General features: G+C 63.5%; 22 protein-coding genes. 15 read left to right on the forward strand and 7 right to left on the reverse strand.

The window, feature by feature from the left end; all coding sequences use genetic code 11:
• From gspK to SSPSH_RS15235, 5 genes are all read left to right on the forward strand, one after another.
• Window positions 1-939: a type II secretion system minor pseudopilin GspK gene (gene gspK, locus SSPSH_RS15215; RefSeq protein WP_006915242.1), complete on the forward strand. Its 939-nt coding sequence runs from the start codon at window positions 1-3 to the stop codon at window positions 937-939.
• 215 nt (window positions 940-1154) lie between these two features.
• On the forward strand, window positions 1155-2363 hold the full coding sequence (gene gspL, locus SSPSH_RS15220) for a type II secretion system protein GspL (protein WP_021031857.1): 1209 nt from the start codon (window positions 1155-1157) through the stop codon (window positions 2361-2363).
• On the forward strand, window positions 2360-2860 hold the full coding sequence (gene gspM, locus SSPSH_RS18115) for a type II secretion system protein GspM (RefSeq protein WP_006912036.1): 501 nt from the start codon (window positions 2360-2362) through the stop codon (window positions 2858-2860). The genes gspL and gspM overlap by 4 nt, the downstream gene beginning before the upstream one ends.
• A complete protein-coding gene (locus SSPSH_RS15230) occupies window positions 2857-3609 on the forward strand; it encodes a type II secretion system protein N (protein WP_006912037.1) in 753 nt (250 codons plus the stop codon). The genes gspM and SSPSH_RS15230 overlap by 4 nt, the downstream gene beginning before the upstream one ends.
• Window positions 3610-3638: 29 nt before the next feature.
• A complete protein-coding gene (locus tag SSPSH_RS15235) occupies window positions 3639-5078 on the forward strand; it encodes an SLC5/6 family protein (protein WP_040608382.1) in 1440 nt (479 codons plus the stop codon).
• On the opposite strand, the gene SSPSH_RS15240 is transcribed toward SSPSH_RS15235, so the two are convergent.
• The gene (locus SSPSH_RS15240; RefSeq protein WP_021031858.1) at window positions 5048-6289 is read right to left on the reverse strand and encodes an SAM-dependent methyltransferase; all 1242 of its coding nucleotides are present in this window, start codon (window positions 6287-6289) and stop codon (window positions 5048-5050) included. The genes SSPSH_RS15235 and SSPSH_RS15240 overlap by 31 nt on opposite strands.
• A gap of 194 nt (window positions 6290-6483) precedes the next feature.
• Between SSPSH_RS15240 and SSPSH_RS15245 the strand changes: the two genes are divergently transcribed.
• Window positions 6484-6924 (forward strand): universal stress protein, encoded by a 441-nt coding sequence (locus tag SSPSH_RS15245; protein ID WP_006912041.1) that lies wholly within the window; start codon window positions 6484-6486, stop codon window positions 6922-6924.
• Here the strand turns inward: SSPSH_RS15245 and SSPSH_RS15250 are convergent, their stop codons facing one another.
• Window positions 6925-7650 carry a CDP-alcohol phosphatidyltransferase family protein gene (locus tag SSPSH_RS15250; RefSeq protein WP_006912043.1) on the reverse strand — a complete coding sequence of 242 codons (726 nt, stop codon included), beginning with the start codon at window positions 7648-7650 and terminating at the stop codon, window positions 6925-6927. It lies immediately after the preceding gene.
• A 215-nt stretch (window positions 7651-7865) separates the two neighbouring features.
• On the opposite strand from SSPSH_RS15250, the gene SSPSH_RS15255 reads away from it, so the two are divergent.
• Genes SSPSH_RS15255 through SSPSH_RS15275 form a run of 5 tightly spaced genes read left to right on the forward strand, consistent with a single transcriptional unit; the run spans window position 7866 to window position 12104 of the window.
• Window positions 7866-8846 (forward strand): zinc-dependent alcohol dehydrogenase, encoded by a 981-nt coding sequence (locus tag SSPSH_RS15255; RefSeq protein WP_006912045.1) that lies wholly within the window; start codon window positions 7866-7868, stop codon window positions 8844-8846.
• A 39-nt stretch (window positions 8847-8885) separates the two neighbouring features.
• Window positions 8886-9284, forward strand: coding sequence for a 6-pyruvoyl trahydropterin synthase family protein (locus SSPSH_RS15260; protein WP_006912046.1), 399 nt, complete (start codon window positions 8886-8888; stop codon window positions 9282-9284).
• Complete coding sequence (locus SSPSH_RS15265) at window positions 9281-10324, forward strand: glycosyltransferase family 4 protein (protein WP_006912047.1); 1044 nt, start codon at window positions 9281-9283, stop codon at window positions 10322-10324. The genes SSPSH_RS15260 and SSPSH_RS15265 overlap by 4 nt, the downstream gene beginning before the upstream one ends.
• A complete protein-coding gene (locus tag SSPSH_RS15270) occupies window positions 10321-11166 on the forward strand; it encodes a hypothetical protein (RefSeq protein ID WP_006912048.1) in 846 nt (281 codons plus the stop codon). The genes SSPSH_RS15265 and SSPSH_RS15270 overlap by 4 nt, the downstream gene beginning before the upstream one ends.
• Entirely contained in the window at window positions 11163-12104 is a 942-nt protein-coding gene (locus SSPSH_RS15275) for a lysylphosphatidylglycerol synthase transmembrane domain-containing protein (RefSeq protein ID WP_006912049.1), read from the forward strand. Before SSPSH_RS15270 ends, SSPSH_RS15275 begins: the two co-directional genes overlap by 4 nt.
• Here the strand turns inward: SSPSH_RS15275 and SSPSH_RS15280 are convergent.
• Complete coding sequence (locus SSPSH_RS15280) at window positions 12095-12940, reverse strand: RibD family protein (RefSeq protein WP_021031859.1); 846 nt, start codon at window positions 12938-12940, stop codon at window positions 12095-12097. The genes SSPSH_RS15275 and SSPSH_RS15280 overlap by 10 nt on opposite strands.
• A gap of 166 nt (window positions 12941-13106) precedes the next feature.
• Between SSPSH_RS15280 and ribA the strand changes: the two genes are divergently transcribed.
• Window positions 13107-14255 carry a GTP cyclohydrolase II RibA gene (gene ribA, locus SSPSH_RS15285; protein ID WP_006912051.1) on the forward strand — a complete coding sequence of 383 codons (1149 nt, stop codon included), beginning with the start codon at window positions 13107-13109 and terminating at the stop codon, window positions 14253-14255.
• 22 nt (window positions 14256-14277) lie between these two features.
• Here the strand turns inward: ribA and SSPSH_RS15290 are convergent, their stop codons facing one another.
• From SSPSH_RS15290 to SSPSH_RS15300, 3 genes are read right to left on the reverse strand one after another with little or no spacing between them, the layout of a single operon-like run.
• Window positions 14278-15075, reverse strand: coding sequence for a creatininase family protein (locus SSPSH_RS15290; RefSeq protein ID WP_006912052.1), 798 nt, complete (start codon window positions 15073-15075; stop codon window positions 14278-14280).
• A 2-nt stretch (window positions 15076-15077) separates the two neighbouring features.
• On the reverse strand, window positions 15078-15665 hold the full coding sequence (locus SSPSH_RS15295; protein WP_006912053.1) for a peroxidase-related enzyme: 588 nt from the start codon (window positions 15663-15665) through the stop codon (window positions 15078-15080).
• Window positions 15666-15715: 50 nt separating this feature from the next.
• On the reverse strand, window positions 15716-16309 hold the full coding sequence (locus tag SSPSH_RS15300; protein ID WP_006912054.1) for a DUF2946 family protein: 594 nt from the start codon (window positions 16307-16309) through the stop codon (window positions 15716-15718).
• A gap of 158 nt (window positions 16310-16467) precedes the next feature.
• On the opposite strand from SSPSH_RS15300, the gene lhgO reads away from it, so the two are divergent.
• Both lhgO and SSPSH_RS15310 read left to right on the forward strand, forming a co-directional pair.
• Entirely contained in the window at window positions 16468-17658 is a 1191-nt protein-coding gene (lhgO, locus tag SSPSH_RS15305; protein ID WP_006912055.1) for an L-2-hydroxyglutarate oxidase, read from the forward strand.
• Between the two features lie 69 nt (window positions 17659-17727).
• Window positions 17728-18354, forward strand: a complete 627-nt coding sequence (locus tag SSPSH_RS15310) for a flavin reductase family protein (protein WP_006912056.1) — start codon at window positions 17728-17730, stop codon at window positions 18352-18354.
• On the opposite strand, the gene SSPSH_RS15315 is transcribed toward SSPSH_RS15310, so the two are convergent.
• Window positions 18351-20435 carry an AsmA family protein gene (locus SSPSH_RS15315; protein ID WP_006912057.1) on the reverse strand — a complete coding sequence of 695 codons (2085 nt, stop codon included), beginning with the start codon at window positions 20433-20435 and terminating at the stop codon, window positions 18351-18353. The genes SSPSH_RS15310 and SSPSH_RS15315 overlap by 4 nt on opposite strands.
• Before the next feature lie 310 nt (window positions 20436-20745).
• Here SSPSH_RS15315 and SSPSH_RS15325 point away from each other — a divergent pair, with 310 nt between their 5' ends.
• Window positions 20746-21132 carry an MliC family protein gene (locus SSPSH_RS15325; RefSeq protein WP_006912059.1) on the forward strand — a complete coding sequence of 129 codons (387 nt, stop codon included), beginning with the start codon at window positions 20746-20748 and terminating at the stop codon, window positions 21130-21132.
• The last annotated feature ends 78 nt before the right edge of the window (window positions 21133-21210 follow it).

A 21210-nucleotide genomic window follows, 5' to 3' on the forward strand; every position in this document is an offset into this window, starting at 1 on the left:
ATGAAGCCCGACCGGTACCAGCGCGGGGTTGCGCTTCTAACCGCGATGCTCATCGTAGCTCTGGTCGCGATCATCGGCGCCAGCATGCTTTCGCAGATGAATCTCGCCTTGCACCGAAGCGGCAATATCTGGCAGTCAGAGCAAGCTTGGTGGTATGCGGTGGGCATCGAAAACTGGCTCGGCAAACTGCTGCGTCAGGACGCCGAAAACAGCGATATCGACAGCCTCGATGAAGCATGGGCACAGCCCGTGGACTACCTGCCACTCGACGGCGGCGCGCTCCAGGGCCGACTCATCGATCTTCAGGGGCGGTTCAACTTGAACAATCTCAGCGGCTCCGACGTCGACGCGGCCCAGGAACAGTTCCAGCGCCTGATCGAGCTGGTGGCCGATACCGATCAGATCACGGCGCGCACTATCGCAGCTTCCACCCGCGACTGGCTGGACGCCGATATCAACCCCACCCTGCCCGACGGCGCCGAGGACGATTATTATCTGGGCCTGAACCCGGCCTATCGGACAGCGAACACGCTCATGGCCAGTGCGAGCGAGTTGCGGCTGGTCAAGGGCGTTACCCCGGCAATCTATGCCGCCCTGCAGCCGTATATCTGTGCGCTGCCGCAGCTGACCGCCATTAACGTCAACACAGCCCCGGCCCCGATACTGGCAACGCTCGCGCCCGAGTTGCCAGCCAGCACCGGCGAAGCGCTGGTCGAATCCCGTGCAGACGAGCCCTGGGAATCGATCGACGCTTTTCTGCAGGACCCGGCGCTCGCCGGTCGCGATATCGATGCCAACCGCCTCGATGTGGTCACGCACTATTTCCTGGCCACCGGCCAGATCACCGTCGATCGTGCCCAGATACAGTTTTTCAGCGTGCTCGAGCGCGGCGACAACGGCGCGGTACGTACCTTGCGTCACAGCACCAATGTCGAGTGATCCACGGCGCTTGCCAGCGGTTGTCGACGGCCGGTCGTGCGCCCGTTTGAAAGCATGCCGTCGGGCGTTACCCATGGTGGCCGACCTCGAAAGCGTGCAGACGTTAAAACCCGTTTTGATTCAGGTAGACTGGCGCTGGATCGTATCGGGTAGCGCCCGTAGCCGCGCCGCTTCAGGGCCTGCGTTGCGATCTGAAACTCCGGGGGTATGCATTCGTGGCTGAACGATTCATCGTGCATTTCGACGGCGAACAGGCCGCCTGGCTGAATGCAGCCGATGAACTCGTGCGCGGCCCTGTCGACGATGCGGCGTTGGCCGCCGATGGGCGCGAGTGCACGCTGCTGATCCCCGGCGAAGATGTACTGCTGACCCGGGTTACGTTACCGCCGATTCGCCAGGCCAAACGCCGACTACAGGCGGCGGCCTTTGCGCTCGAAGACCGATTGGTCACGCGCGTGGACGATCTGCATTTCGCCCTCGCTGCCAAAGCCGATGCCGACGGCGATACGCCGGTACTGGTGGTCGACCGCGCGCTGATGAAGCACCTGCTCGACGCCTGTGAAACCGCCGGCCTGGATATCGTGCAGGCGGTACCGGACGTGCTCGCCCTCGCAGCGGCGGAAAGTGACAGCTGGCATGTCGCTGTGGTCGATGACCGCGTGCTCACCCGCACGGGCCACGGCCACGGTTTTGCCTGCGAACAAGCACTTTGGCCGGTATTGGCCAGTGGCTGCACACCGCCCGCGCGCATCGTGTTGGAGCGCGCCAGAACGAATTCCGCAGCTCAAAGCCTGGCCCCCGAGCGCGCGCTCGACCCCTCGCCCGATATCGAATCGGTCGACTACGCCGATGACGAGATCCTGCTCGCGCATCTGCTCGCCCACGCCGATACACGCGAAGCTATCAACCTGCGCCAGGGCGCACTCGCACGGGCCTCGGCGATGCAAGCATGGTGGCAGCCGTTTCGGCTCACAGCCGGGCTTGCTGCGGCGTGGCTGCTCATCGCGCTGGCCGCACGCGGCATCGAAAGCTACCAGTTGCATCAGCGTATCGACACGCTCGAAGCGCGCAGCGAGAGCGTGTTCCGAGAAACATTTCCCCGGGTCGGTACGATCAACGATCTAAGGGTACAAGCCGAACAGAACATCCGCGCACTCCGGGGCAGCGGTGGCAGCGGTGGCGTTTTCCCCCTGCTACAGGCGACAGCCGAGGTAGCCGGCCAGGCCGGGAGCCTGACGATCCAGTCGCTGCAATATCGTGACGGCGCGCTTTATCTAAGCCTGCGCGGTGATAGCGTGCAGTCCCTCGAAGCGTTGCGGGCCGGGTTCGCGCGTCAGCGTGGCACCACGCTGAACGTGGAAAGCGCCGATGCGGCGGCCAACGGCGTCCAGATACGTGCCAGCGTGACCGCGGAGCCCACATGAACGCACTACGCCAATGGTACGAAGGCCTGGCGCCGCGCGAGCGCGTCGCCGTCATTGTCTGTGCGATCGTGGTGACGATTGCCGTGTTCTACTACGGGCTCTGGCGACCGCTGAATACGAGCGTTGAAGAAGGCCGTCTGCGCCTGACAGCGCAGGCCGACGAAACACGCTGGATGCTCGGCATCCGGGACGAAGCCCGGCTGCTCCAGGCCGATAACACGCAACGCCGGATCCAGGGCCGCAACGATTCGCTGCTGTCTATCGTGGACAGCACCAGCCGCGAGAATGGCCTCGGCGAAGCCGTACGGCGTATCCAGCCGGATGACGACGATCAGGCCACCGTCACGCTCGAGAAGGCGAACTTCAACCAGATGCTGTTCTGGCTGCGCAGCCTTCAGCGCGACTACGGTGTGGCAGCCCAGCAGATGACGATTACCCGCGACGAGGAAGCCGGCACTGTGCAGGCACGACTGACACTGGCGCGAGGTAGCGCATGATGCGCGCCCTGCGCTACGGGCTGATCGGCCTGATTACCTTCATTATCGGCCTCGTCGCCTTCCTGCCGGCACGTGTTGCGGCGGGCTGGGCGGAACAGATGGGCCCGATTGCGATGGGCGGCGTCACCGGCACGCTTTTCGATGGCCGGGCCAGCTATATTTCCGGGCCCGACGGTGCCATCGAGAATGTCGCCTGGACCCTGAAGCCGGCGTCGCTACTACTTGGCCGTATCAGCGCGCGGCTCAATATCGACTCGGATCTGGGCGGTTTCGATGCCGATGTGTCGCGTTCGCTGTTCGGCCAGACAACCATCGAAAACGTCACCGGCAGCGCCTCCGCCAGCTGGCTGGCGAAACTCGGCGGTTATACCTTCTTGCCGCTATCCGGCGACGTGCGGGTGAACATCGCCGAGGCCGTGTTCGACGACGAACTGCACTTCGACGCGCTCGCCGGCCAGATCAGCCTGGTGAACACGCGCTGGCAACTGTTCAACCCGCCGGTGCCGCTGGGCCGTTTTACCGCCGCGCTCGGCCGGTCTGATGACGGCCTGCGCGTGACACTGGTCGAAAGCGAGGGCCCGCTCGCCATCGACGGCGGGCTGAGCCTCGACGAAACGAAACGCTACCTGCTCGACGTACGCCTGCGGGCTCGCGCCGGCGCTGACGAACGTCTGCCGCAAATGCTCGAGCAGCTGGGCCGTGCCAACGCCGACGGCTGGCACCCGATTCGCGAGCAGGGCCGACTCTGAACCCAATGCTGCCCGGCGCGGTCGCGTTGATGCCGTGGCTCGTCTTCGCGGCCTACGCGCTGATCGTGCTCAAGGCCACGCCCCGAGCCGCCGGGCCGATGGCGTTCTTCGGCGGCCATTCCCTGTCCGGGCGTACGCCTGGCATCTGGCTGCTGGGGGCGTCGGCGGCTATTTCCTGGGTCATGGCCAAGAGCGTGGACAACGCCATGAACCTGACCGCTGCCTTCGGCTACTGGGGCGGCATCGGCTATGCCACCTACTGGCTCGCGTTCGTCATCGTGGCCATCGCCGTCTATTTCATACGCACCCGCGGCCACGACAACTCGCTGGCCGCCTTTCTCGAACGCAAGTACGGCGTCGTGGCCACGCGCCTGTTTCTGATCGTGATCGGCATTCGTCTGTTCAACGAAATCTGGTCGAACACCAAGGTCGCCGCGCTTTACTTCGGCACCGAAGGCAGCACGCCCTACTGGCTCGCCGTCATCGCCTTCACCGCTTTGACGCTCTACTACGCACGGCGCGGCGGCCTGCGTTCCTCGATCGTGACCGACGCGGCACAAATGGTACTGATTGCCGTATTGCTGGTCGTGACGCTCGCGGTGCTCACACCGAATGTCATAGCCACCGGTCTATCGAGCGACGACACTGCGCTGATCAGCGCCGACATGCGTGCCCATGGCATCACTTTTGCCGTGCTCGCGCTCGTGCAAACGCTGTCCTATGGCTTTCACGACCCCGTGCTGACCGACCGCGCCTTCGTTAGCCCGCCGCACAAGATGGTCGCCAGTTTCATGCTTGCCGCACTGCTTGGCGGCGCGCTGATCGCCGGTTTCAGTGTGGCCGGACTGTACGCGCTGGCCGAGCACATCACACCGACACCTTCGGTTGCCATTGCCGTACCCATGGCGCTGGGTCTTGGCATGATGCTGTTGTTCAACGCGGTCATGCTCGCCAGCGCCGGTTCGACGCTCGACTCCACCTTCGCGTCAACCGCCAAGTTCAGCGCTCGAGACTGGCGCGTTGCCCGCGCGGTACCGACTCGTCAGGACCAGCGTCGCGGCCGGCGGGCGGTATGGGTCATCGCCGTAATCGGCAACCTGCCGCTGCTATCGCTCTATATCGACGGCGTCGGCCCTGCCGTGATTGCGGCGACCACGATCAGCGGTACCGCGATCATGGGCCTGGCGCCGATATTTCTGCTCGCATGGCTACCGGGCGCAGGTCGGCTGTCCTTTCACCTGGCGCTCTGGCCCGGCGTGATCATCGGCATAGCCCTCGCGCTCGAGCGGTTGGCCGGCTTCGAACTCATCCCGGCAGCCGTGTCGATAGGTAGCGGCCAATACGCAAAAACGCTCGGCATCAACGTCTGGGGCCTGGCGCTATGCACCACCCTGTTCGCCGGCGCTGCCGTGGTGTCGGTCATGTGCCGACGCGGCGCTCAGCCGGTCCAGTCGAACTCGTTGTCCTGAATGCGGCGCGGTGCCTCGACGCGTTCCTTGTACAGATAATCGCGCGTGACCGGCACGATATCGTTGCGCTGTGCAAGCTGGATATGAAATACCACCAGTTCGCCCCAGCGGAAGATCGCCTGGCAACCGAGTAAATAGAACTCCCACATCCGGCAGAAGCGCTCGCCGAAACGTTCGCGAAAAACGTCGCGATGCTGCTGGAAGCGTTCGTTCCAGCTGGCCAACGTACGCGCATAGTGCAGCCGCCAGATTTCCAGGTCCGACAGGCTCATACCGGTCTTTTCCACGCAGGGCGCGACCTCGGACAGCGATGGCACATAGCCGCCCGGGAAAATATATTTCTCGATCCAGCCGTGGGTGTCCTCGACCGGTGGGCCGCTGCGCCCGATGGTATGAATCAGGCTCCGACCGTGCGGCTTGAGTAGGCGCTGAACCTGGTCGAAGAAGATCTGGAACTGCGGCCGGCCGACATGCTCGAACATGCCCACGCTCACGATCGCATCGTAGCCGCTGCCGCCATCGAGCTGGTGCTCGCGATAATCCTGTTTGAGAAAACGCACACGCTCGCGCAAGCCTTCACGGTCGGCGCGGGCTTGCGCATACGCGTACTGATCGTCAGATAGCGTCAAACCGGTCACGTTCACGTCGTGATGGCGAGCGAGATAGAGCGCCAGCCCCCCCCACCCCCAGCCGATGTCGAGCACACGATCGCCCGGCTCGAGACAGAGCTTGCGCGCAATATGCCGACACTTGGCTTGCTGGGCCGCTTCGAGATCCATGTCGGCGGATTCGAAGTAGGCACAAGAGTAGTGCATATCGCTATCGAGAAACCGGGCGAACAGCTCGTGGTCGATATCGTAGTGGTGCTTGACGTTGCGCCGTGAGCGCAGCCGCGAGTTCGCCTCGCGTAGCCCGCGCAAGGCATGGCGCGCGATATCCAGAATACGGCTGGAATCAAAGTTGTTCGCATTCGCGAAATACAACTTGAACAACGCCAGCAGCCCGCCCTCGCCCGGCCACCAGTCGCCGTCCATATAGGCCTCGCCGAACGCCATTTCGGGGTCGGAAAGCAAACGCGCCAGCACCCTGCGCTCGCGCAAGTGAATATGCGCGGTGGGCTTACCCTGGCCGATGATCTGCGTGTTCGAATCCGGGTAATGGATAACGAGCGTGCCTTGATCGATCAGCCGGTCGAAAAAGCGTGCCTTCATGTCGTCCCAGTCCCCACGGACGACGCATGGTCAGCGCCATCCGCTTTTCATGCCTATCGAAAATACTACACGGCACGACATTAGATGTACATTACACGTATGAAAGTATTCGCTAGTTAAATTGTGCATACGCTTTTCATCCGTACTCTCGTGTGTAGGCTGAACGTACGACGGCTTTAGAAGGGAGAACGAAGATGTTCGAAACAATCGTGATCGCGGTCGACGGGTCCGAGCACTCGAAGCGGGCTATCGAGATCGCTGCCGATATGGGCAAACGCTATACCGCCGCGTTGCATATCGTGCATGTACCCCAGCACACGGGCCACGAAAAAACGCTTGCGCTCGGGGGCGCGGCGATCACGTTGCAGCCCTCGCCGGAAGAGCTGAAAGCTGCGGGGCAGTCCGCGATCAGTGCGGCGCGTGACATGCTCGAAGGCGCGGGCTGTCAAAACATCGAGACGGAGATTGTTGGCGGCGACCCGGTCCAGCAGATCGTTGCGGCCGCCGAGCGCGCCGACGCCGATCTGATTATCATGGGTCGACGCGGCTTGAGCGATTTCACGGGCTTGGTGATCGGCAGTACATCACACAAGGTCGCGCATCTGGCCCCGTGTGCCTGCTTGACCACGCGCTAGCTAGCCGATTACGCGCATGGTTTCGCCCGCCTGGCGGACGAGCCATGCGATATCGCGCCCGAATGACAGCATCAGTAGTGCCAACGCGATAACGAGCGCGGAGCTGGCTACCGTTGCGCTGACCGCCGGCAACAGGCAGACCATGAGCGTCGCGCCTTGCCAGACACAGGCAATCTTGCGCAATCGCGATGGCGGCAGCGGCCGCCTAAGCATGGGAAGGCATGCCTGGGCGATCACGAACAGATAGCGCGCCAGACCGATTGCGAGCACCCAGAGCCCCGCCTTGTCGAGCGCGACGAGCACGACCGACAACACAAGCAGGAAAAAGGCATCGAGCTCCATATCGAAACGGGCGCCGAATGCGCCACTGCAGCCGGTACGCCGTGCGACCCAACCGTCCACCCCATCCAGTAGCAGACAAACCACCGCCAGCGCGGCGAACGCATACACATTGGCAGCCAGAAAAGCCGGGAACATACCGGCGCCAGCCAGCAGCATCACCGCCGCCGCGCGTATCAGCGTGATGCGGTTGGCCCAGCCGAACGGCTGCGGACACCCGCCCCGACAGCCATACAGAACGACGGCCAGGGCCAGGTACAGACCGCCCGCACAGGCGCGTAGCGCAACCGGCCCGCCCAGCGCATACAACAGTATTTCAGTGCCGACGCCGAGCGCCACCAACCCCGCCAGCAGTTCGAAAATAAACGAACGCGCGCCCGGTTGCACTCTCGCGCGCGCCGACTGGCTGGTTGGCGCCGATACGCCAACGACCAGTCGCCGCGAAGGTATGATGCGGGTTACATTTCGCACAGAAGATCGTACTCGCTAAGCCTACGCATCGGCGCCGGCTTCCTTGTCGCCCACGTCGCAACGCATGCGACGGCGTAATTTGATGAGTTTACGCGAGCGCGCTTCATCCTGTTTCAATTGCGTGACATGCCATGACTGATCGCTTCGCTCGGGCCTTGTGGCTGGAACCGCCCTACGCCTGTCGTCTGCGCGACGAGCCACTGCCCGAACGCGAGGGCGAACAACTTCTGATACGCAGCCTCTATTCCGCGATCAGCCGCGGCACGGAAACGCTGGTTTTCGCCGGTGCAGTGCCCGAGAGCGAATACTCGCGTATGCGCGCCCCGTTTCAGGATGGCAGTCTGCCTGGGCCGGTCAAACACGGCTATGCCAACGTCGGCGTGGTCGAAGACGGCCCGCCGAACTGGATCGGCCGCAACGTGTTCTGTCTGTATCCACATCAAACGCGCTATGTCGTGAACGCCGATGCCGTGGTTGAACTGCCGGCCGATGTACCCGCGGCGCGGGCGGTGCTTGCCGCCAATATGGAAACCGCGGTCAATGCGCTCTGGGACGCCGGTATCGGTGTGGGCGATCGGGTCACCATCGTGGGCGCAGGTGTGATCGGCGCACTGATCGCCGGTCTGACCGCAGCCATCCCGGGCACCGATGTCGAACTCGTGGATATCGATCCAGGAAAGAGCGTGCTGGCTGAAGCCCTGGGCGCGCGCTTTCGCGCCCCGGATACCGCAACAACAGATCGCGATATCGTTGTTCATGCCAGTGCTACCGGCGCCGGCCTGGATAGCGCTATCGCCCTGGCCGGATTCGAAGCGACGGTCCTGGAAATGAGCTGGTACGGTGCCACGCCAGTAACAATCGCCCTGGGCGGCGCTTTTCATTCCCAGCGGCTGACGCTGCGCTCAAGCCAGGTCGGCGCCGTTTCGCCGAGCCGCCGCGCGCGGCGCGATCACGGCGCTCGACTGGCGCTCGCGGTGTCGCTGCTTGCCGACGCGCGCTTCGATGCACTGTTCGAGCTCGAAGATGCCGCGTTCGACGATTTGCCGGCGGTCATGCATCGTCTGGCCTCGCCAGACGACAATAGCCTGTGTCAGCGCATCCGTTACCCCTGACGGCGCGTTTTCTGTTTCGAATTCAATAAAGGACCCGACATGTTCAGCCTGACCGTTCGCGATCACTTCATGATCGCCCATAGCTTCAACGGCGAAATCTTCGGCCCGGCCCAGCATACGCACGGCGCAACCTATGTCGTGGACGTATCGTTCATGCGCGCCGAACTCGACGACGACGATCTCGTCATTGACATCGGCCTGGCCAGCGATGCGCTCAAGCGAACGCTCGGCGAACTGAATATGCGCAACCTCGACGACGTCGACGAATTCAAAGGGCGCAACACCACCACCGAATTTCTCGCCAAGGCCGTGTTCGACCGGCTGCGCGCCGCCATTCAAGCCGGCGATCTCGGCGATAGCGCGCGATCGCTTGCCGCAATGCGCGTAACGCTGGCGGAGTCGCATATCGCCTGGGCAAGCTACGAGGGCGACGTGTGACCGCGGCCGCATTCGTCGTCGCGGGCGCGCTCGACCAGCCCACCGGCGGGTACGTTTACGACCGCGCCATTATCGACGGTCTGCAGGCGGATGGCGTTGATATAGAGGTCGTCGAACTGGCGGGCACGTTCCCCGTCGCCGACGATACCGCCCGTGCCGCGCTCGATCGTACGTTGGCGCGCGCCTCGCCACGTATGCCCGTCATCGTTGACGGGCTCGCTGCCGGCGGGCTACCCGAGGTCGTCGAACGCCATGCGGGCCAAGGAGCGCTCATCGTCCTGCTTCATCATCCGCTTTGTGATGAAACCGGTCTCGATGACGCAACTCAGGCGCATTTACTCGAATCGGAGCGGCGTGTGCTTGCCTGTGCCACGCGAATCATCGTGACGAGTCGTTTCACTGCACGCCGTCTCGTATCGCTCGCCCTGGCCCGCGAAGACGCTATTACGGTCATCGAACCGGGCGTACGCCCGGCCACACTCGCGCACGTTGCACACCAGGGCGCGCCTCGTCTGCTTTGTGTCGCCAGCATCATTCCCCGCAAAGGTCATCGCCTGCTCGTCGATGCCCTCGCTCAACTCCGTGATCTCGACTGGGTCTGTGATTTCGTCGGCGACGATAAACGCGATGCCGACGAAACGAAGGCGTTGCACCAGGCGGTCGATCGCCACGGTCTTTCATCGCGTATCCGTCTGCACGGCAGCCAGAACACGCAGGCGCTGGAGCGCTACTACGAACGCGCGGCCATCTTCGTGCTGGCCTCGTACTACGAAGGCTACGGCATGGTCATCGACGAAGCCGTGGCGCACGGACTGCCGATCGTCACCACAACAGGCGGCGCGCTCGCGGATACCGTGCCGGCCGGCGCCGGCATCGTAGTCGCGCCCGGCGATACGAACGCGCTTGCACAAGCCCTGCATACGCTTATCGATGATGCCGAACAACGCGGATGTGCCGCCGCCGCGGCACGCATTGCGCGTTCACGGCAACGCGACTGGGCAGCGGCGGCACGCGAATTCGCGGCCGTGCTCGCGCGATGAGCGAATCCAATCCACATGCCTTTTTCGAAGCAGACTGGCTTAGCCTGCGCGAACCGGCCGATCACCAGGCCCGCGCTATGCCCCTGACCGATGCCGCGGCCGAATGGCTGGCTCGTCAGGCCGCCAGTCGTCGGCGCATCGTGGACCTCGGCGCCGGCCGCGGTTCGAATATGCGCTATCTTGCCCCGCGCCTGCCCGGCCCTCAGCACTGGCGTCTTATCGATCACGACTGCGCGCTGCTCGAGACAGTCCAGGCGAGCGCGCATTCGCTCACCGATGCCCATGGCGCGCCCGTCGCGATCGAAACGCAAGCGCTGGATCTCACCGGCGACGGCCTCGAAACCGCACTGGCGGGCGCACACCTGGTCACCGCAGCGGCATTATTCGACCTGGTCACCCGCGCATGGATCGTGCGCCTCGCTCAGGCCTGTGCCGCGCACGGGGCGGCCGTGCTGTTCGTTCTCAGTATCGACGGCCATATCGACTTCGCCCCGGCCTCGACCGACGACGCATTCATAACCGGCCTGCTGGGGGCACATCAGCACCGTGACAAAAGCTTTGGCGAAGCCCTCGGCGCGCACGCACCTGCGGTGCTGCAACAGGCGTTCGAGCACGAAGGCTATCGTGCAACGCTTGCCAAGAGCGCCTGGAATATCGATGCAACACGCGCCGATCTCGGCGCAGCGCTAATCGACGGCTGGCGCCGCGCCGCATGCGAACAGGCCCCCGAGGCCAGTGCGCGTATCGATGCCTGGGCTGCCGCCCGTATGCAGTCACTCCAGGCCGGCGAGCTATCGATCACCGTCGGCCATCAGGATCTGTTCGCAACACCCAGTCCATGAGTCGAGGCGGCTGGCGTTTCACGCTGCGCGCGCTGTTCAGCGCGGCGCTGGTCGGCACAGTCGTCTGGCGCATCGATCTGACTGCTCTGGCGAACCAGTTTCAAGATCTGGATTACGAATGGCTGGCAGCAGCACTCGCGCTGACCGTGCCGCAGGTCGTCATCTCGGCCTGGCGCTGGCGCCTGACCGCGCGCTGCGTGGGCCTGCGGCTGACGATCGGTGCGGCGATCCGCGAATATTATCTAGCCACGTTTCTCAATCAGGTCCTGCCGGGCGGCGTACTCGGCGACGCGCATCGCGCCTGGCGCCATGCACGCCGCGATACCGATACCGCGGCCGCCTGGCATGCCGTATTCATCGAGCGTTTTTCCGGCCAGCTTTCACTCGCGCTGGTCACTGTCGTCGCACTCTGGCAGGCGCCCGCGCTAACGGCCGGCGTAGCGCAGCGACTGCCCATGGCGGGCTTTTCCGCGATACAGGCTTTTGTCGTGCTCGTCGCAATACTGCTTCTAATCGGCAGCGCCGGTGCGGTGGCTTACCGCTATCCCCAAACGCGCGTATCGGCCCTACGTTTTCTCGGAAATACGCATCGCAGCCTGCTCGCCCGCAGCGTCTGGCCGGCGCAATTCGCCAGCTCGCTGCTGGTGGTTGCAAGCTATATCGGCGTATTCCTGCTTTGTGCCCAGGCAATCGCACTGGCCACGCCGCTGGATGAACTCATCTGGCTCATCCCGCCGGTGCTCATGGCGATGGCGGTGCCGCTGTCGATTGCCGGCTGGGGTTTGCGCGAAGGCGCCGCGGCCGTGGTGTGGACGCTCGTCGGTCTGCCGGCGCACGAAGGCGTGGCGCTGTCGTTGTGCTACGGCGCGCTGGTGCTCGTATCCAGCTCGCCGGGCGCGGTTGTGCTGTGGCGGCGCGAGCCAGCGCTTCAGGGCTGATACGAAGCGCGCAGGTCGAGATCGAAGAACATGTCGTCGCCCATGACCTGGCTTTTACAGGACGGTCGTAGCGCGCTGTGCAGTTTTTCAATAGGCGCCAGCGAGAGCGCCGGGCGCCCGGACCCGATCAACATCGGGGCCACCACGACATGCAGGCGATCGAGCAAACCGGCATCCAGAAATCGTGAAATCGTCACGCCGCCGCCTTCGACCAATACCCGCGTCAGGCCGCGTTCGGCGAGCAGGCCTAGAATGGCGGCAGGATCCATCGCCTCGTCGTCGCAACCGAGCACGACACGCTCGACACCGGGCGGGCTGGCCGGCGCGTGTGGCCCCACAACGTGCAGCGTCGACGCCGAGGCATCGTTGAACAGCTTGCGATCGGCCGCAAGCCGCGCACGCGGATCGATCACCACACGCACCGGATTCGCCCCCGGCACGTGGCGCACGGTCAGCTGGGGGTCGTCGGCGGCGACCGTACCGGCGCCGACGATTACGGCATCCACGAGCGCGCGCAGCCGATGCAGATGGACGCGGCTGGCCTCACCGGTCACGTAATGGGAATGCCCGCTTTCGGTGGCGATCCGCCCATCCAGACTCTGCCCGAGCTGCGCGATTACGAAATCCGGCCCACCGAGCGCGACCGGCAGCAATGTATCCAACAATGCCGCGACCGAGACCGACAATTCGCCGTCGAACTGCCAACCGTAGCTTTCATCGATTACGATAGATGTGCGCTGCACATTCATATCGCCGAGTGTCGCCGGCGCGACGCGCCTTGAATTGCGTGCATCCTGAATCAATTGCCAGGCGTAATCGTCGTCCATCACAGGCATTCATTGCTCATCGCGGGCGTTTGTCGAACGCGGCGCGGGCTACCGCGCGGGCCACCGACTCTAGGATAATGCCGCGCCGCATGCGAGCGCCTGTGGCCAGCAATCAGTGCATGTTCGAGCGCGCGTCGCTTGAGTTTTACAAAACGGGACCATACCGAGAGACAGTATGCGACAGGTGGAACGTTCGATATTCGATTTGCGGCGCGGTTTGCCCGTACTCATCCGTAACAGCGACCCCCAGACCGACGACTCGCATCGCGCCACCCTTGTCGCACCGCTCGAAGGCATGACTGACGCTGCGTTGCAGCGTCTAGCCGAGCATGCCGGCAACCCCTGCGCGCTGATTGTCACCAAGCATCGCCTGGAAGTGCTGGGTCTCAATACCGACGGCGATGCAGCAGCGCTGCCGATTACGGCCGACAACACAGCAACACAAGTCATCGACTGGGCCTGTGCACGCCACCCGCAGACTCAGCCGGAACCCAAGGCCATACAAAAGACAACTGGCGGCGACGCCGCCGGGCTTACGCTCATGCGCCGCGGCCTGCTCATTCCGGCCGCGATTACCGCGCCGGTCGCGGCCGATCGGCTGGCAGCCATCGAAGCTCGGGTCAAGGACGGCAGCCTGCTGGCCACCGACACCGATGCCGTCGCCAACTATGAAAACAACGCGCCCAATTTTCTCAAGCGCATCAGCGCAGCGGACGTACCGCTCGACGATGCGCCGCGCTCGCGTTTCGTGCTGTTTCGTGAAGCCGACGGCATGCGCGAACATCTGGCGATCGTGATCGGCGACCCGGAGAAATGGGCCGACGCGGTGCCGGTGCGCCTGCATTCGGCCTGTCTGACCGGCGACCTGTTCGGCAGCCTGCGTTGCGATTGTGGCGAGCAGCTACGCTCGAGCGTGGCCAAGATCGCCGATCATGGTGGCGGCGTATTGCTCTATCTCGCCCAGGAAGGCCGCGGCATCGGGCTCGCAAACAAGCTGCGCGCTTACAGCCTTCAGGATGAAGGGCTGGATACGGTGGACGCCGATCATGTGCTGGGCTTTGGCGACGACGAACGCCGCTACAATGTGGCACTGGAAATGCTGGCTCAATTGGAGATCCGGCAGATCGAACTATTAACCAATAATCCGTCCAAGATCGCGGCGATGAGCCGCGGCGGGGTGACGGTGGTACAGCGCAGCGGTGTCTATGGCCGGGTGACGCACCAGAACCGTCGTTATCTGACTGCCAAGGCCACCCGCGCCGGCCACTGGCTGGACCAGGTACTCGGCACATCACCGGAAGACGCGACCGCGACCGACAACTGATCGCTTACTGGCTGGCGCTATGTTAGACGCCGCCGAGCGTCGCCAGATCAAACGTCTGTGTTTCGTCGATGACCTGGGCAAGACGCGCGCTGAACTGCGCCGCCAGCGCAGCGCCATGTTCGGCGCTGGCCAGACGCGCGTCGCCCGCCACGCCCTGCGGGTGCAGATCTTGCGCCATCCAGGCAAAGCCGGCATCCCCTTCCGGTAGCAGCGTGCTTCCCGCGTCGGCCCGCTGGGCGCCGATTGGCTTGAACTCGGCGATATGCTCACGGCGCACGCTGGCCGGTGCCAGATGCAGCATTAGCGACGTTTCCAGCGCCCCGCCGTGCAAACCGTGCGCCAGTTCGTCGGCAGCGAGCGAAGCCGCGGGGGGCGCAAAACGAAAATAATTCGCCTTGACGACCAGCATGCGGTGGGCAGCGCGCAGCTTGAGCGCGGCCAGATCGAGTACCGCCTTGTTGCCGCCGTGGCTGTTGAAAAGCAACAGCCGCCGAATGCCGGCCGCAGCGAGTGATGCGCCGATCGATTCGATCGTCGTTATCGCCGTCTCCGGCGCAATGCTGAGCGTACCGGCAAAGCCGGTATGTTCCAGACTCGCGCCGACGGCGAGCGTCGGCAACACGAAGACGGGCGCGCTGTCGTTACGCAAGTGCTCGAGCGCGCCTGCGAGCAAGCCTTCGCCAATCGTCACATCCGTGGATAACGGCAGATGCGGGCCGTGCTGTTCAACTGCGGCGACCGGCAGGATGGCGACCGACGCGTCGTTGGCGATCGCAGCAAGTTCCGGCCCGCTTAGATCGCACCAATAGCGCCAGGCCATGATCAGGCCTTGGCGTCGCGCGGCATACGGCCCATGAGATAGAACTCGTCGTTGGGCCGCATTGCGGTGAGATTGGCCATGCGATTGGACAGCGCGAAGAATGCGGCAATCGCGCCGATATCCCAGATATCGTCTGCCGAAAAACCGTGCTCGGCCAACCGGGCATGATCGTTGGGCCCGACAGTGTGGGCAGCGTTCGACACCTGCACCGCAAAATCCAGCATCGCGCGCTGGCGGGGCGTGATATCGGCCTTGCGATAATTGACTGCAATCTGGTCCGCAATCAACGGATCGGCTTCGCGAATCCGCAGAATCGCGCCGTGAGCGACCACGCAGTACTGACACTGGTTGATGCCGGACGTCGCGACCACAATCATTTCGCGCTCGCCCTTGGTCAGTCCGCTGTCTTTTTCCATGAGCGCATCGTGATAAGCGAAAAACGCGCGGAACTCGTCCGGGCGATGCGCCAATACCCAGAACACATTGGGTACGAAGCCGGCCTTGTCCTGAACGGCGAGAATGCGCTCGCGAATATCCTCGGGCAGTTCCGCCAGTTTCGGCACATCAAACTGGCTGATCGCTTTATCCATCACAGAGTCTCGAAACTGAAAACACGCCGCGTAACGATAGCAGCGATCGTCTAATTGCTGTTTTCGTCTTCACGCGGGGCCGGCTCACGCACAAAGCCCAGCGTCGTCGGCATATCGGCCCGGTCGCAGCGATAGACGGGCAGCCGCTCGCTGCCGAAAACGAGTTCCAAATCGGTCTTCGCGCCGCTGGTCGCCTCGAGCGCGCTGGCCAACGCCGACTCGTCGATTTCTTCGTCGCCACTGGTCTTGCGTAGTCGCTCGAGTACCCAGGCGAGCTCGGCGCCCTGAATAAGCACCGCGCCCTCCGGCGTATCCAGAACGGCCGTGCTGTCTTCGTCCAGATAAAGCGCGCGGGCGGTTTCGACCCGGCACCCGGTATGCACGGCGAGGCTGTCGTCTGCCTGTACGCGCGCGATCAACGGCGCATATTCGAGCGTGATATAGCCACGCTGCGGGCCGTTCTGGAAAAACCAGCGACCATGTTCGTCCACGCCGTAGTTGCGCGCGATCGTGTCGACGATACGCCGGTGGTTGATCACATCGCCTTGAATCAGCCACTCGCCGCGACGGTTCAACCCCAGCCAGCCGAACAGGGCAGGCACGTTCGGCATGCGCGCCATCGCGCGTTCAACCCATTCATCCATAGCTTGTGCTCTTCGATTAACCACGCGTGATCATACGACGCACGTCGCATGCTCCGACAGATCAGGCGGGCCAGCCGCCACGTTGTCTACGCGGGTGAATGCGCTCGCCCGAGGCACGACCACTGGCACAGCCGGCGCCTATCTGCTGCAATCGCACCATGTACGATTTCATCGTCATCGGCGGCGGCATCGTCGGCCTGGCCACTGCGCGCGAACTGTTGCACCGACACCCGGGCCGATCACTGCTTCTGCTCGAAAAGGAAGCCGATGTCGCGGCCCATCAAACCGGACATAACTCCGGTGTCATCCATGCCGGGGTCTACTATGCGCCGGACTCGCTGAAGGCGCGGTTCTGTGTAGCCGGTAATACAGCCACACGCACGTTCTGCTCGCAGCACGGCATACCGTTCGATACGCCGGGCAAACTGCTGGTCGCGACCGCTGCAAACGAGCGGGCCGGTCTTGAAACGCTGTTCGATCGTATCGGCGCCAACGGCATCGAACGCCACTGGCTCGATGCGGACGCGCTCGCCGAGCGCGAGCCCGCGGTTCACGGTGTCGCGGCGATTCATGTACCGACAAGCGGCATCGTCGACTACCGCGCAGTCAGTGGGGCTCTGGCATCGGATATCGAAGCCGCGGGCGGCGAGATTCGTTGCGACACAGCCGTACAGGGCTTGCAGGAATACGCCAGCGAAGTCGTAGTCGACACCTTGGCAGAAACGCTGCATGCACATCAGATCGTCGCGTGTGCCGGTCTGATGGCAGATCGGCTGGTCCGTATGCTCGATATCGAACCCGACTTCATCGTTTGCCCGTTTCGCGGTGAATATTACCGGCTGCGCAACGAACACCACGATCTCGTACGCCATCTCATCTATCCGGTTCCCGATCCGGCGATGCCGTTTCTGGGCGTCCATCTCACGCCCATGATCGACGGTTCGATCACCGTCGGCCCCAATGCGGTGCTTGCGACCGCACGCGAGGGCTATCGCCTGGGTGATTTCAGCGCCCGGGATACGGTAGAGATGCTCGCCTTTGCCGGCGTTCGCCGTATGCTGGCGCGTCATATCAAACCCGGCATTCACGAACTGCGTAATGCGTTGTCCAAGCGCGCCTATCTCGCCCAGGTGCAACGCTACTGTCCCGATCTGAAGCGGGCGGATCTCGCCCCCCACCCGGCCGGCGTGCGCGCCCAGGCGGTCGCGCGCGACGGCACGCTCATCGGTGATTTCCGGTTCGTGGACACCCCGCGAACGCTGCATGTCTGCAATGCGCCCTCGCCGGCTGCGACCTCGGCGCTGCCGATCGCCGCCCATATCGTGGATCGGATGACCGCGCGTGGTTGAGCGCCTTGCACGGTGGAACTCACGGGTTAGGATCGCGTTCTACGCTTGCGGCCCGACAAGGAACGGACCATGACAGATCAGAAAGGCTTTCACTTCTACGAACCACGCAACGGCCACGGTCTGCCGCACGACCCGTTCAATGCGCTGGTCGCGCCGCGGCCGATCGGCTGGATTTCGTCGAAGAGCACGGCCGGCGCACTCAATCTGGCCCCCTATAGTTTTTTCAACGCGTTCAACTACACCCCGCCGATCATCGGCTTCGCCAGCGTGGGCTACAAGGACAGCGTGGCCAATATTCAGCAGACCGGTGAGTTCGCCTGGAACCTGGCCACCGAGTCACTGGCCGAACCGATGAACGAAAGCTGTGCCGCGGTCGAACCCGACGTTGACGAATTCGAGTTGGCGGGACTGACGCCGGCCCCCTCGCGCGTGATCGATGTGGCCCGGGTTGCCGAAACGCCGGTCTCGTTCGAGTGTCGGCTGAGCCAGGTCGTGCGGCTGACCGGCGCCGATGGCGCCCAGACCGACACCTGGCTGGTGCTTGGCGAAGTGGTCGGCGTGCATATCGACGAACAATTGCTCGTCGACGGCATCTACGACACCGCAGCGGGCCAGCCGATCATGCGCGCCGGCGGGCCCGCCGATTATTTCAGGATCGGCGCCGACCAGCGGTTCCGGATGCGCCGGCCGGGCTAGCCGGCGTTATCGTTTTCGGTATTCGCGTCGGTCGAACGAATACGTTCGATCACTGGACCGCACTGATTCTCTTCGCCGCCGGTCGGCGATATCAGCGCCAGTAGCGATGCGGCCGGGGTCGCTGCCACACCGAGGGCCACGGCTGCGGCCCCGCGCGCAAGCAGCGGCGCGGCTTTCACGCCGGGCGAAGGTTCAGCGAACGTGCCACGCACGTACAACGGCGAGCGTAACGTGAACAGCCGCGGGCCCTTGCTCTTGGGTGTAATGGTCAGGTCCAGCGATTCCGGCCCGAAATCGATATCACCGGTGATATTGACGATCGCGTTCTCGGTATCAAAAACGAACACGGTGGGCGTAGCCAGACCGTTGTCGATAGGAATATCCGCGGCCGCGCAATTGATCCGAACCAGTTCGTCGCCAAACAGTTTGCCTACCACGTAGTTGCCGACGTTCAGTCCCGCCAGCTCCATGAGATTGCGACTGATCGCGCCGCGATCGATGAGTACCGTCAGGCGGCCGTCGGCCCCGCCGAGCAGCGCCGCCACCGAATTGCCTGTCCCGGTAAAGCTGGCATCGGCGTTGATTTCACCGAGACTGCCCTCGAGCGCTTCGACCGCCGGCACGATTTCATCCAGCTGCAGACGGCGGGCATGCAGATCGGCACGGGCAGCCAGCGGCGACTTGTTGCCTTCCAGACGCACCGTGGTATTGAGTTCACCCTTGGCGATACCAAAGCGCAACGGGTCCATCAGAATCTCGCCACCGTCGAGCACCAGGTGCGCATACAGATCGTTCAACGGCAGCGTGTCGCCATGCTGGATGCGTTCGGCGGTGAACTTCACGTCGGCATCCATCGCCGCCCAGCTCGCCGTATCGAACGTTTCGACGGGCAGCACCTTGTCGGCGGGCTGACGCGTGGATTCACCGCGCTCGGCCTTGTGCTCGTTGGAATCCGCACCGATCAGCGGTGCCAGATCGGCAAACAGCAGCTGCTTGGACACAAGCTCGCCAGAGAGCTTGGGGCGCTCCCCGGTCTGATCAAAACTGAGATTGCCACCAATATCGCTGTCGCCGATCTTTCCGGCGAAATTGCGATAGGCGAACGTCGAACCCTTGGCGTGATCGATCTCGGCGGTGAGATGACCCCGCGTGGAATAGGCCGGCGTGGGCGGCAGCGTTACCCCCGTCAGGCGGTACAGGTTGTCCAGACTCGCGCCCGAAAATGCCACATCCAGATCGGCGCCGCCGAAATTCAGCGGCTGGCGGATCGTGCCGGCTACCTGGACGCGCGTACTGCCGGAACTGACATCGGCCTGAACCGGAAACGGCGTGGTATCGCTCTTGAGCGCGAGCACGCCGCCGATCTTGCCTTCGCCCGAGAGCGGCGCGCCACGAAAACTGCCGTCGATGGTCCAGCCGAACACATAGTCGCGCACCCTGGCCGGGTCGGTTTTCACCGCGCTGTCGTCGCCGGTGATCTGGGCGAACGGCACGGCCTCGGCGAGCGGCTCGACGGCGAGATCGATATCGGCATCGAGCGTGGCATCGCGGTAATGAACGGTGCCCTTGTCGAATGCGATTTCATCCACGTCCACCGACCAACCGCTGCCTTCTGCACTATCGCCGTCTTCGCCGGTCGAGTCGTTGCCGATATCGAACGTCCAGTTATCACTGCCATCGGCCTGGCGTATGAGTGCGGCATCGGCACGGTTGAACGCGATACGCGGTAGCGACACGCGTTTGGCAAACAGGCCCAGGGGCGCGAGCCAGGCATCCACGCGCGCGATTTCGGCCATCGTCTCGCCCTCGAACCCGTCGGCGTTGGCCAGCGTGATGTCTTCGGCGTGTACATGCGGCCACGGCACCCAACCGGCCAAGCCCTGTTCCCCTTCGGGGCGCTCCCAATCGAGGCCGAGGTCGCCGTTTATCGCAAAGTCGCGCCCTAACGCTGCCGAAACCTGCTCGTTGACCAGCGGTTTGATCCGATTGAAGTCGAACACGAGCACGAAAACAACCAGAAGCAACACCAGCAGGACAAGCCCGCCGAGAATGCCGATGCCGATCTTGGGTGCGCGTTTCACAGCACGCTCCTGACAAAACAAGGATGTACAGGGCTAATTATGGCGCCAAATACGTGGCTGATGTAAAAGATCTTCACGCGCGCTTCATGGCGATATGCGAGGCTGGACGGACTATCGCCCTTCGCCAAAGCAGCTGAACGGCCGGACTGATGATCCGTGTATACAAAACGTGCGCGCCGCGGGGCCAGCAGCGGCGACGCCTTATCGACCGAGGACGGATCACGCACCCGCCTCGATTTATAAAGGCATGAAAAACAGTTGATAATGTCAGCTGTGTTTGTTGCCGAATCAATACTCAACGGAGCCTGCCATGTTCTTTATTCCGCGTTCGGCTACCGCGGCCGGTACGCTGCTCGGCGCAGCGCTTTTGGCGACCGGTTGTGCCGGCGCCCCCGAAACACCGCCCCAGACCTCTTCGTCGACACCGATGACACCGGCGGTACAGTTGTTGACCTATCGCTGCGACAGCGGCGCGACCGTGCGCGCCACCTACCCCACCGACACAGTCGCATTGGTGCGCTACCAGGACACCACGCAGCAGTTGCAGGTGGTCCGCGCAGCGAGCGGCGTGCGTTACCTGAACGAAGATCTCGAATGGTGGACCAAGGGCAGCGGTGAAGGCGCCACGGCCATGCTATCGAAACGCGCCGACGACACGGTGATCGAGCGTTGCGAGCAGGTCGCACCGAATACCTGAGCCGGTGCCCTGGGTGGACTGAACCGGCTGGCCACGGCGCATCCGCAGGCGCGCTCTAGCTGTGTAAACCCACCAGGT

This window comes from Salinisphaera shabanensis E1L3A (assembly GCF_000215955.2).
Lineage (GTDB): Bacteria > Pseudomonadota > Gammaproteobacteria > Nevskiales > Salinisphaeraceae > Salinisphaera > Salinisphaera shabanensis.

Bases quoted from the DNA above. Each gene is read 5' to 3' on its own strand.
- gspK (WP_006915242.1), top strand. From the start codon at position 1: ATGAAGCCCGACCGGTACCAGCGCGGGGTTGCGCTTCTAACCGCGATG.
- gspM (WP_006912036.1), top strand. From the start codon at position 2,360: ATGAACGCACTACGCCAATGGTACGAAGGCCTGGCGCCGCGCGAGCGC.
- SSPSH_RS15230 (WP_006912037.1), top strand. From the start codon at position 2,857: ATGATGCGCGCCCTGCGCTACGGGCTGATCGGCCTGATTACCTTCATT.
- SSPSH_RS15235 (WP_040608382.1), top strand. From the start codon at position 3,639: ATGCCGTGGCTCGTCTTCGCGGCCTACGCGCTGATCGTGCTCAAGGCC.
- SSPSH_RS15240 (WP_021031858.1), bottom strand. From the start codon at position 6,289: ATGAAGGCACGCTTTTTCGACCGGCTGATCGATCAAGGCACGCTCGTT.
- SSPSH_RS15245 (WP_006912041.1), top strand. From the start codon at position 6,484: ATGTTCGAAACAATCGTGATCGCGGTCGACGGGTCCGAGCACTCGAAG.
- SSPSH_RS15255 (WP_006912045.1), top strand. From the start codon at position 7,866: ATGACTGATCGCTTCGCTCGGGCCTTGTGGCTGGAACCGCCCTACGCC.
- SSPSH_RS15260 (WP_006912046.1), top strand. From the start codon at position 8,886: ATGTTCAGCCTGACCGTTCGCGATCACTTCATGATCGCCCATAGCTTC.
- SSPSH_RS15270 (WP_006912048.1), top strand. From the start codon at position 10,321: ATGAGCGAATCCAATCCACATGCCTTTTTCGAAGCAGACTGGCTTAGC.
- SSPSH_RS15275 (WP_006912049.1), top strand. From the start codon at position 11,163: ATGAGTCGAGGCGGCTGGCGTTTCACGCTGCGCGCGCTGTTCAGCGCG.
- SSPSH_RS15280 (WP_021031859.1), bottom strand. From the start codon at position 12,940: ATGCCTGTGATGGACGACGATTACGCCTGGCAATTGATTCAGGATGCA.
- ribA (WP_006912051.1), top strand. From the start codon at position 13,107: ATGCGACAGGTGGAACGTTCGATATTCGATTTGCGGCGCGGTTTGCCC.
- SSPSH_RS15290 (WP_006912052.1), bottom strand. From the start codon at position 15,075: ATGGCCTGGCGCTATTGGTGCGATCTAAGCGGGCCGGAACTTGCTGCG.
- SSPSH_RS15295 (WP_006912053.1), bottom strand. From the start codon at position 15,665: ATGGATAAAGCGATCAGCCAGTTTGATGTGCCGAAACTGGCGGAACTG.
- SSPSH_RS15300 (WP_006912054.1), bottom strand. From the start codon at position 16,309: ATGGATGAATGGGTTGAACGCGCGATGGCGCGCATGCCGAACGTGCCT.
- lhgO (WP_006912055.1), top strand. From the start codon at position 16,468: ATGTACGATTTCATCGTCATCGGCGGCGGCATCGTCGGCCTGGCCACT.
- SSPSH_RS15310 (WP_006912056.1), top strand. From the start codon at position 17,728: ATGACAGATCAGAAAGGCTTTCACTTCTACGAACCACGCAACGGCCAC.
- SSPSH_RS15325 (WP_006912059.1), top strand. From the start codon at position 20,746: ATGTTCTTTATTCCGCGTTCGGCTACCGCGGCCGGTACGCTGCTCGGC.